The sequence below is a fragment of the Blautia sp. DFI.6.71 genome (assembly GCF_020593585.1).
Lineage (GTDB): Bacteria > Bacillota > Clostridia > Lachnospirales > Lachnospiraceae > Blautia_A > Blautia_A wexlerae.
On sequence record NZ_JAJDMJ010000048.1, the window covers coordinates 19,432 to 29,537 of the forward strand.

General features: G+C 42.7%; 8 protein-coding genes. 7 read left to right on the forward strand and 1 reads right to left on the reverse strand.

All coding sequences use genetic code 11. The features are described 5' to 3' along the window. The first annotated feature begins 4 nt into the window (after positions 1 to 4). The 6 genes from LJE12_RS15690 to fabV all read left to right on the forward strand — a co-directional run bounded on the left by LJE12_RS15690 (position 5) and on the right by fabV (position 6,361). Positions 5 to 901, forward strand: coding sequence for a bifunctional riboflavin kinase/FAD synthetase (locus LJE12_RS15690; protein WP_025577184.1), 897 nt, complete (start codon positions 5 to 7; stop codon positions 899 to 901). Positions 902 to 1,042: 141 nt separating this feature from the next. Then, positions 1,043 to 1,309, forward strand: a complete 267-nt coding sequence (gene rpsO, locus LJE12_RS15695) for a 30S ribosomal protein S15 (RefSeq protein WP_008707580.1) — start codon at positions 1,043 to 1,045, stop codon at positions 1,307 to 1,309. Positions 1,310 to 1,648: 339 nt separating this feature from the next. Then, entirely contained in the window at positions 1,649 to 3,742 is a 2,094-nt protein-coding gene (locus LJE12_RS15700; protein ID WP_026648524.1) for a polyribonucleotide nucleotidyltransferase, read from the forward strand. A gap of 6 nt (positions 3,743 to 3,748) precedes the next feature. After that, positions 3,749 to 4,237, forward strand: a complete 489-nt coding sequence (gene nrdG, locus LJE12_RS15705; protein WP_008707576.1) for an anaerobic ribonucleoside-triphosphate reductase activating protein — start codon at positions 3,749 to 3,751, stop codon at positions 4,235 to 4,237. A gap of 135 nt (positions 4,238 to 4,372) precedes the next feature. After that, positions 4,373 to 4,885: a deoxyuridine 5'-triphosphate nucleotidohydrolase gene (locus LJE12_RS15710; protein WP_008707572.1), complete on the forward strand. Its 513-nt coding sequence runs from the start codon at positions 4,373 to 4,375 to the stop codon at positions 4,883 to 4,885. Positions 4,886 to 5,176: 291 nt separating this feature from the next. Beyond that, positions 5,177 to 6,361, forward strand: a complete 1,185-nt coding sequence (gene fabV, locus LJE12_RS15715; protein WP_118633599.1) for an enoyl-ACP reductase FabV — start codon at positions 5,177 to 5,179, stop codon at positions 6,359 to 6,361. Positions 6,362 to 6,427: 66 nt separating this feature from the next. Here the strand turns inward: fabV and LJE12_RS15720 are convergent, their stop codons facing one another. Next, entirely contained in the window at positions 6,428 to 7,192 is a 765-nt protein-coding gene (locus tag LJE12_RS15720; protein WP_025577189.1) for a DUF6062 family protein, read from the reverse strand. Positions 7,193 to 7,400: 208 nt separating this feature from the next. Here LJE12_RS15720 and LJE12_RS15725 point away from each other — a divergent pair, with 208 nt between their 5' ends. Continuing rightward, on the forward strand, positions 7,401 to 9,866 hold the full coding sequence (locus LJE12_RS15725) for a beta-mannosidase (RefSeq protein WP_118610791.1): 2,466 nt from the start codon (positions 7,401 to 7,403) through the stop codon (positions 9,864 to 9,866). Positions 9,867 to 10,106 lie beyond the last annotated feature (240 nt).

Consider the following 10,106-nt stretch of genomic DNA (forward strand, 5'->3'; position numbering starts at 1 on the left):
CATGATGGAATATTTAAGGATTGAGAATGATTTTCCCAGAATTTCACACAGTGCGGTAACACTTGGGAAGTTTGACGGCATACACCGCGGACATCAGAAACTGGTTGAGAAAATTATTGAGCAGAAACAGGAAGGTGCACAGGCGGTTGTACTTGCGCTTGGAACTGCCTCAAGAACAATCCTCACAAAGGAAGAGAGATGTCGTATATTGGAAGAAATGGGAGTGGATATACTGTTGGAATGTCCGCTCACAGAGAAAATACGGCACATGAAAGCAGAGAATTTTATAAAAGAAATACTGATAGGAGATCTGCAGGTTTCCTATGTGGCAGTTGGAGAGGATTTCCGTTTTGGCTATGAGCGGAAAGGAACTCCTGCCATGCTCAAAGAGTTCGGAAAGAAATATGGATTTCATACGGAAGTCCTGCCAAAAGAAATGGACGGACGCCGTAAGATTAGTAGTACCTTTGTCAGGGAAGAACTGAACAGAGGAAATATGGAAAAATTCCGTTTCCTTATGGGAACAGATTTCTCAGTAGAAGGAATCGTTGAACATGGACGTGGAATGGGACATAAATATCTGCTTCCGACCACCAACCTGATCCCTCCGGTAGAGAAACTGATGCCTCCAAACGGGGTTTATATCACAGTATCCCATTTCAGAGACAGAAGTTATCAGGGAATTACCAATGTAGGTCATAAGCCTACTGTTGGCGGCGAGAAGTTTATTGGTGTGGAAACATATCTGTTTGACTGCAATGAAGATCTGTATGGGGAATACTGCAAGGTGGATTTCAAAAAATTCCTCAGACCTGAACAGAAGTTTTCTTCGCTGGAGGCACTGAAGGCACAGCTGGAGAGGGATGCTGTGAAGGGACAGGAATATTTTGAAACTTTGTAAAAAAGAGGTTTACACGCCAGAATCAATGTGCTATACTAACCAAGGTGAATTTAGCCCATGTTCAGGGACCGGACGCTCCGACCATCTCTTAATGTGTGGCGGTCAATCAATAATAATTATAGAATACAGGAGGAAATCAAAATGATTTCAAAAGAAAAGAAAGCAGCGATCATGAAAGAATATGCAAGAACTGAAGGCGATACAGGATCACCGGAAGTACAGGTTGCAGTTCTTACAGCAAGAATCCAGGAACTTACAGAGCATTTACAGAGCAACCATAAAGATCATCACTCCAGACGTGGTCTTCTGAAAATGGTAGGTCAGAGACGTGGACTGTTAGCTTACCTGAAGAAAACAGACATCGAAAGATACCGTGCACTGATTGAAAAATTAGGCTTAAGAAAATAATAGCCTTTTAGTATGCGGAAGGGGGCGGATTTCCATCCGCCTCCCTTTTTATGCAAGTGGAATTGTTGTTTTAATGTGTATTCAATGCATATTCAGAAACTATGAAACGCAGCAGGAGTTATTTCCGAGACTACTGAAAAGATTATTTTGCAAAGTAACTGAAAAAGTAGTTTTTTCAGTTGTTTCGGACTCCTGTTTTAATGTGACATTGTAATAACATGTAAATTTGAAAATTGCCGTCTGATACAGGTATATCTGTCCTGATTGGGGGAAGGCAAAAATTCACAGAAAGATTTGAAAAAATAATAACCAGAATATGAAAAAAAGGAGAATGAACGTATGTACAAAAGTTATTCCATGGAATTAGCCGGAAGAACCTTAACAGTAGATATCAACCGCGTTGCAAAACAGGCAAACGGTGCAGCATTAATGCACTATGGTGATACTACAGTTTTATCTACAGCAACAGCATCCAAAGAGCCAAGAGAAGGAATTGATTTCTTCCCGTTAAGCGTTGAATACGAAGAGAAAATGTATGCAGTAGGTAAAATTCCGGGAGGATTTAACAAGAGAGAGGGAAAAGCAAGCGAGCATGCAATCCTTACTTCCCGCGTGATCGACAGACCGATGCGTCCTCTGTTCCCGAAAGACTACAGAAACGACGTAACACTGGTAAACATGGTTATGTCTGTTGATCCTGAGTGTAATCCGGAGATTCCGGCTATGCTTGGTTCCTCTATTGCAACCTGCATTTCCGATATTCCGTTTGATGGTCCGTGTGCTACCACACAGGTTGGTCTGATCAATGGTGAATATATTATCAACCCTACCATGGCACAGAAAGATGTATCTGACCTTCAGCTTACAGTAGCTTCCACAAGAGAGAAAGTAATCATGATCGAAGCCGGCGCAAAAGAAGTTCCGGAAGACAAGATGATCGAAGCTATCTATAAAGCTCATGAAGTAAACCAGGAGATCATCAAATTTATCGATAAGATCGTAGAAGAATGCGGAAAACCGAAACACAGCTACGAATCATGTGCAGTTCCGGAAGAACTCTTCGCAGCGATCAAAGAGGTCGTACCTCCGGCAGAAATGGAAGTTGCCGTATTCTCTGACGATAAACAGACAAGAGAAGAAAATATCCGTCAGGTAACAGAGAAACTGAAAGAAGCTTTTGCCGACAAGGAAGAGTGGCTTGCAGTTCTGGGCGAGGCTGTATATCAGTACCAGAAGAAGACTGTCCGCAAGATGATCTTAAAAGACCATAAACGTCCGGATGGTCGTGCCATTACTCAGATCCGTCCTCTGGCAGCAGAGACAGATATTATCCCGAGAGTACATGGTTCTGCTATGTTCACACGTGGACAGACACAGATCTGTACCATCACAACTCTGGCTCCTCTTGCAGAAGCACAGAAGCTTGACGGACTTGACGAATTTGAAACTTCAAAGAGATATATGCATCACTACAATTTCCCGTCCTATTCTGTAGGTGAGACAAAACCATCCAGAGGACCGGGACGTCGTGAGATCGGACATGGTGCACTTGCCGAAAGAGCATTAGTTCCTGTACTTCCAAGCGAAGAGGAATTCCCATATGCGATCCGTACTGTATCTGAGACATTTGAATCCAATGGTTCTACTTCTCAGGCAAGTATCTGTGCATCCACAATGTCTCTGATGGCAGCCGGTGTACCGATCAAAAAACCGGTAGCAGGTATTTCCTGTGGTCTGGTAACAGGCGATACAGATGATGATTACATCGTTCTGACAGATATCCAGGGACTTGAAGACTTCTTCGGAGATATGGACTTCAAGGTAGCCGGAACTCATGACGGTATCACAGCAATCCAGATGGATATCAAGATCCATGGACTGACAAGACCGATCGTAGAAGAAGCAATCAGACGTACAAAAGAAGCAAGAGAATATATCCTGACAGAAGTTATGGAGAAATGCATCGCAGCTCCCCGTACAGCTGTAGGTGAATATGCTCCGAAGATCATCCAGATCCAGATCGATCCTCAGAAGATCGGTGATGTTGTAGGTCAGAGAGGAAAGACTATCAATACGATCATCGAGCGTACAGGTGTTAAGATCGATATCACAGACGAAGGTGCGGTATCTATCTGTGGAGTTGATCAGAAGAGCATGGATGAGGCAGCTAACATGGTTAAGATCATTGCAACTGATTTTGAAGCAGGACAGATCTTTACAGGTAAAGTTGTCAGCATCAAAGAGTTTGGTGCATTCGTTGAATTTGCACCGGGTAAAGAGGGAATGGTACACATTTCCAAGATCTGTAAAGAAAGAATCAATCGTGTTGAGGATGTTCTCACACTTGGTGATAAAGTTAAGGTTATCTGCCTTGGCAAAGACAAGATGGGAAGAATCAGCTTCAGCATGAAGGATGTACCGGAAGAAGCGTAAAAAATTATGAGATATCACAATATTACCAAGGACGATATGCTTAATGGCGACGGACTTCGTGTAGTGCTCTGGGTGGCAGGATGCAATCACTGCTGTCCGGAGTGCCAGAATCCTGTCACCTGGGATCCAAACGGCGGACTGCCTTTCGGTGAGGCAGAACGCAAGGAGATTTTTGCGGAACTGGATAAGGATTATGTGAGCGGAATTACCTTTTCAGGTGGAGATCCACTGCACCCGGCAAATATCACTGAGGTAACAGCCTTTGCGAAGGAGATCAGAAAGAGATATCCTGGTAAAACAATCTGGCTTTATACAGGTTTCCTCTGGGAGGAGATCTGCAAAGAAGAGATTGTGCGTTATCTGGATGTCTGCGTAGACGGTGAATTTGAGGTGGACAAGAAAGAACTTTCCCTGAAATGGAAAGGTTCTAGCAATCAGAGAGTGATCGATGTTCCCAAAACTCTTCATGAAGGAAAAGTCGTATTGCATAAATAAGAAATATACAGGCAGTTCAAGTATGCGTCAGGTGTACCTGAACTGCTTTTTTACTGAATCAGTCAAATATTCAGCTATGAGTGTACTGCGAAGCAGGAGTGTCAGCTTTGCATGACCAGACAGGAGGAAAAACAGATGAAACGAATCGCGAAATTTCATAAAGTAAGCAAAGAACGCTTCACAGCAGACTGGATCGATACCTTCGCACAGTCTCAGGAAGAAGCAGAGAAAGTATACGAGGCTATCCGTTTGCCGAAGAGAGCGACAGCAGGAAGTGCCGGCTATGACTTTTTCGCACCGGCAGAATTTACTCTGAAGCCAGGCGAAACAGTAAAGATCCCGACAGGAATCCGGGTGGAAATGCAGCCGGAATGGGTGCTGAAATGTTATCCGAGAAGCGGACTGGGATTTAAATACCGTCTTCAGCTTAACAACACAGTTGGTATCATTGACAGTGATTATTTCTATTCAGATAACGAAGGGCATATTTTCTCAAAGATCACAAATGATTCCAATGAAAACAAAACTCTGACAATTCCGGCAGATACAGGATTCATGCAGGGAATCTTTGTAGAGTACGGAATCACGGTAGATGATGATGCTACAGAAATCCGCAATGGTGGATTTGGAAGTACTACTGCGAAATAGTGGGTAAAAGTAATGTAATGTTCTGGCGGAGCATATTTCACAAAGTTTATAGATGAAATCAGAGCCAGAATGTAAAAAAAGTAGAACATAGGGAAGAATCTGAGATTTTTACTTTACGTTCTGCTTTTTCTTTGTTATAATATTTTGAGATTCAAAATATTTGCAATACATACAATTCAAGCGTATATACTGCGGAGCAGTTATTCGATTATGAACAAGTAACGAAGCGGATGATTTTATCCGCTTGACTAAAAAATATCAGGCAAAGAAATAAATTCAGGGAGAAAAGTTATGATCATCGAGCCAAAAGTAAGAGAATATATCTGTACAACCGCACATCCGCAGGGATGTGCAGAGAGTGTGCGCAACCAGGCAGATTACGCCTGTAAACAGGGAATGGTAAACGGAACAAAAAAAGCACTGATCATCGGATGTTCTACAGGCTACGGCCTCGCATCCCGTATCTGTGCACTGGAAAACTGTGGTGCTGATACTCTTGGAATCATGTTTGAACGTCAGGCAAATGGCAGAAGGACAGCTACACCCGGATGGTATAATACAGCAGAGTTTCACAGACTGGCTTCCGGGAAAGGTGTTTATGCAAAGACCATTAACGGAGATGCTTTTTCAAAGGAAATCAAGGAGAAGGCGATTGAACTGATCAAACAGGATCTTGGAAAAGTGGACCTGGTAGTCTACAGCCTGGCAGCACCGAGACGTACAGATGCAGAAGGAAAGACCTGGTCTTCCTGTCTGAAAACTACAGATGAGCCATTTACAGAGAAGAGTCTGGATCTGAGAAATAATGAGATCACAGAGAAAACAGTAGAACCTGCTACAGAGGAAGAAGTTTTAAGTACTGTAAAGGTTATGGGCGGCGAAGACTGGGCAGACTGGATTGATGCGCTGAAAGCAGCAGATGTACTGACTGAGAATGCAGTAACCGTAGCATATTCCTATATCGGACCGGAACTTACTTATCCAATTTACTATCACGGAACCATCGGAACTGCCAAACAGCATTTACAGAAAACAATGTCTGAGATCAACCAGGCACACCCGGATGTCTGTGCGGTAATATCAGTAAATAAAGGCCTTGTAACTCAGGCAAGTGCAGCAATTCCGGTTGTGCCGCTGTATTTTGCAATCCTCTATAAAGTAATGAAGAAAGCCGGAAATCATGAAAACTGCATTCAGCAGATTGCCAGACTATTTACACAGAAACTCTACACACCAACAGGCTTCCAGACAGATGAGAATGGTTTTATTCGTATGGATGATTACGAACTGACGCCGGAGATTCAGGAAGAAGTAAAAAAATGCTGGAAAGCTGTTACTACAGACACTGTAAAGGAATATTGCGATATTGATGGTTACTGGGAAGATTTCTATCATATGTTTGGATTCCGATATGAAGATATCGACTATACTCAGGATGTGGATGCTGATATAGAAATTGATGGAGTTGTAATGTAATAAAAAATTCTCTCTTAACAAATGATCATGAAGTATATTGGTTCATAAATGTTAAGAGAGAATTTTTTATTTTGCCTTATGCACCGGATCTGCCGGGTATCCGCTGCGAAGTTTCTGCATTCCACGCTGGAGCGCATCTTTGGAGTTTTTCCAGTCAGCATCCTTATTTCTGTAATCAAACTTATCTGACAGCCATACCAGATCTTCTTCCATACGCTGGAAGTTTTCATCCATCAGTCTGAACATGGCAGGATAAAACTCAGCCTTTTCTTTATCATTCAGATATTTATCTGCACCGTTGCACAGAATCCCGAAGTGATGCAGACAGAAGCCTTTACTGCGCAGAATTTTATTTTTAAATTCATTATCCTGCCGGTACAGCCAGAAAAAAGTTTCCACATACCGTTTAAATGTATCCTCAATATTCTGACAGATAAAACAGCTGCAATCCTTAAAAGCAGTCCATGCAGCAATCGGATTCTTATCTGCGCTGGAATCTGAACGGCGGAAACGCGCGAGGACCGAGGATTTTCCGGGTGAAAAAGAATCAAACTGCTTTCTCATCTCTTCCCGAAGTTTATGATAATGAGTCTGAAGAATCAATGCATTCCCAAGAGTATTCCCATAATCAAACATTTTCTTCATATGTACCCTGCAAAATCCCGCCTTATCCGTCTGATCCCGGATGTCACTTTCCATATAAGAAGAACTGTTACCCAGTACAAAATCCAGCGAGTTCTGCTCCAGTTCCCGCTCAATAAAACAGAAAGGACACTCGTCACTGGCATTTACCGCATCATTAAGTGGAATGGTATATAACTTTTCTTTCATTTCTATATACTCCATACATCATAGTTTTTGTTCCCTTTATTGTGCATAGAATTTCCGGGAATGTCAAGCAAAAGATTTCCTGTTACTGTGAACGGAGTGAACAGTAATGATTTCTTTTGCAGAGTTGATTTAGAAAAGGGCAGTATGATATTATATATATAGTTGAATGCAAACATATGTAAAAAATAATCAAAGAGGGATAAGACAAATGATAAAATTACAGCTTCATGAAAACTGGCAGTTGTGCAATATCAGACAACTGGACTGGATTCCGGCACAGATTCCGGGGGATATTTATGCGGCACTTCTTAAGACCGGAAAGATGCCGGATCCGTTCTTTGGGGATAATGAATATCAGGCGAAAGCACTGATGGAGGAGGATTATGAATACAGAACGGTATTTAATTATGAAGAAGCGCAGTTTAAAGATTGTCAGGAAGTGATCCTGAGATTTGACGGGATTGATACGATTGCGGACATCTATCTGAATGGATGTTGTCTTGGAAAAGTTGATAACATGCACAGAATCTGGGAATTCCCGGTAGGAGAGCTGCTTGAAAACGGCAAAAATACCTTACGCGTTATCATTCGCTCTCCGTTGAAGTTCATGGCAGAGGCATTTAAGAAATATAAAAACAGGGGAAATGAAGACACAATTGAGGGATTTATGCATCTGCGCAAAGCTCACTATATGTGCGGCTGGGACTGGGGTGCATGTCTGCCGGATGGAGGTATCTTCCGTCCTGTAACACTTCTGGGAATTGAAACTGCCAGACTGGACAGCGTGTATATCCGTCAGGTACATAAGGATGGCAAAGTCCTGCTGGTTCCGGAAGTAGATGTGGAGACTGTTGATGAGGAAGAGAGCGAAGCAGATGGGTATGAAGGTGCACAGGCACTGGAATATCAGGTGACTGTAACTGCACCGGATGGAACAAAAACCATATGGGATGACTGTCCGGATGAAATGGAGATTGAAAATCCGCAGCTCTGGTGGCCAAATGGACTGGGAGAACAGCCGTTATATCAGGTGCAGGTAGACCTGAAAGCCGGAGATAAGATTGTAGACACCTGGTGCAGAAAAATCGGTCTCCGTGCGCTGACCATGCATAGAGAGAAAGACCAGTGGGGCGAGAGCTTTGCTCATGAAGTAAACGGTTATCAGGTCTTTGCCATGGGCGCTGACTATATCCCTGAGGACAATCTTCTGCAGAGAACATCCAGAGAACGTACCAGAGAATTACTTCTTCAGTGCAAGAGAGCGAACTTTAATACAGTACGTGTCTGGGGTGGCGGCTATTATCCTGAGGACTGGTTCTTTGATCTCTGTGATGAACTGGGGCTGATGGTATGGCAGGACTTTATGTTTGCATGCTCTGTCTATGAATTGACACCGGAGTTTGAGGCAAATATCCGTCAGGAATTTATTGATAATATCAAACGCCTCCGTCATCATGCATCCCTTGCCCTGTGGTGCGGAAACAATGAGATGGAAATGTTTGTAAAGCAGGGCACCTGGGTGACAAAGCCGACAGAAATGAGAGATTATCTGTTTATGTATGAGCGCATTATTCCGGAAGTTCTCAGCGAATACGACCCGGATACCTTCTACTGGCCTGCAAGCCCGTCATCAGGCGGTTCCTTTGATGAACCCAATGATCCGAACCGTGGAGATGTGCATTACTGGGAAGTATGGCATGGCAATAAGCCATTTTCAGAATATCGTAAATATTTCTTCAGATATGCATCTGAGTTTGGTTTTCAGTCATTCCCGTCTGTAAAAACGCTTGAAACAGTAACAGATGATCCGAAAGAATTGAATCCATTTTCTTATGTGATGGAGAAACATCAGAGAAATTACGGAGGAAATGGAAAAATTGCCAAATACATGCAGGCAGCATACCGTTATCCTGAGAACTTCAGCGATTTTGTTTATGCATCTCAGCTTCTCCAGGCAGATGGAATCCGATATGGAGTCGAGCATTACCGCAGAAACCGGGGACGTTGTATGGGTGCAATCTACTGGCAGTTAAATGACTGTTGGCCGGTTATTTCCTGGTCATCCATTGATTATTACGGACGCTGGAAAGCGCTTCATTATTATGCGAAGAGATTCTTTGCGCCTGTAATGCTTTCCTGTGAAGAACAGAGCTGGATGACAGTGGAAGCGGATATGAACCGTCAGCATTTTGAATTTGAAAAATCCATCCGTCTGAATGTGACCAATGAAACGCTGGATGCTCACAGGGTTCTGGTGAAATGGGCAGTGCGAAAGACAGATGCCACAATTCTGAGGGAGGAAGAACAGTGGCTGGAAGTACCGGCATTGTCTGCTGTATGGATGGATAAGGTCGAACTTCCCCAGATTGACTGTTTTAATGAATATGTAAGTTATGAGGCATGGGAAAATGATCAGATTATTTCTCAGGGAACTGTGATTTTTTCCTATCCGAAATACTTCCACTATCTGAATCCCGGACTGGCTGTGCGCGTAGACGGAGATGAGATAGTTGTTAAGGCAGAAGCATATGCAAAGAGTGTGGAAATCCGGAATGAGAATGATGACCTGATTCTTGAAGATAATTATTTTGACATGAATGCAGGAGAATACAGAGTGAAGATACTCGATGGAAAGCCGGATGGACTGAAAGTGCGCAGTGTTTATGATATATAACCTTTATTCATAGTAGTATTTATGGCAGTTTGCGACGAAATTCTGTATAGTAATCCTCTTATATACATAATTTACGAGGAGGGCTATAGAAGGAAACTCGCACTCTGCTGAACTGTCTTGATTGCATTATTTTATGGAATTGCTATAAGATAAAAAATAAGAACCATCACACATTTTATGAAATGTGGTATGCTCCCCGTCAAGAGGACAATAAAAAATAATAAATTTTTGTATCGTCAG

Coding starts and splice junctions, on each gene's coding strand:
- LJE12_RS15725 (WP_118610791.1), top strand. CDS start 7,401: ATGATAAAATTACAGCTTCATGAAAACTGGCAGTTGTGCAATATCAGA.
- LJE12_RS15710 (WP_008707572.1), top strand. CDS start 4,373: ATGAAACGAATCGCGAAATTTCATAAAGTAAGCAAAGAACGCTTCACA.
- fabV (WP_118633599.1), top strand. CDS start 5,177: ATGATCATCGAGCCAAAAGTAAGAGAATATATCTGTACAACCGCACAT.
- LJE12_RS15720 (WP_025577189.1), bottom strand. CDS start 7,192: ATGAAAGAAAAGTTATATACCATTCCACTTAATGATGCGGTAAATGCC.
- nrdG (WP_008707576.1), top strand. CDS start 3,749: ATGAGATATCACAATATTACCAAGGACGATATGCTTAATGGCGACGGA.
- LJE12_RS15690 (WP_025577184.1), top strand. CDS start 5: ATGGAATATTTAAGGATTGAGAATGATTTTCCCAGAATTTCACACAGT.
- LJE12_RS15700 (WP_026648524.1), top strand. CDS start 1,649: ATGTACAAAAGTTATTCCATGGAATTAGCCGGAAGAACCTTAACAGTA.
- rpsO (WP_008707580.1), top strand. CDS start 1,043: ATGATTTCAAAAGAAAAGAAAGCAGCGATCATGAAAGAATATGCAAGA.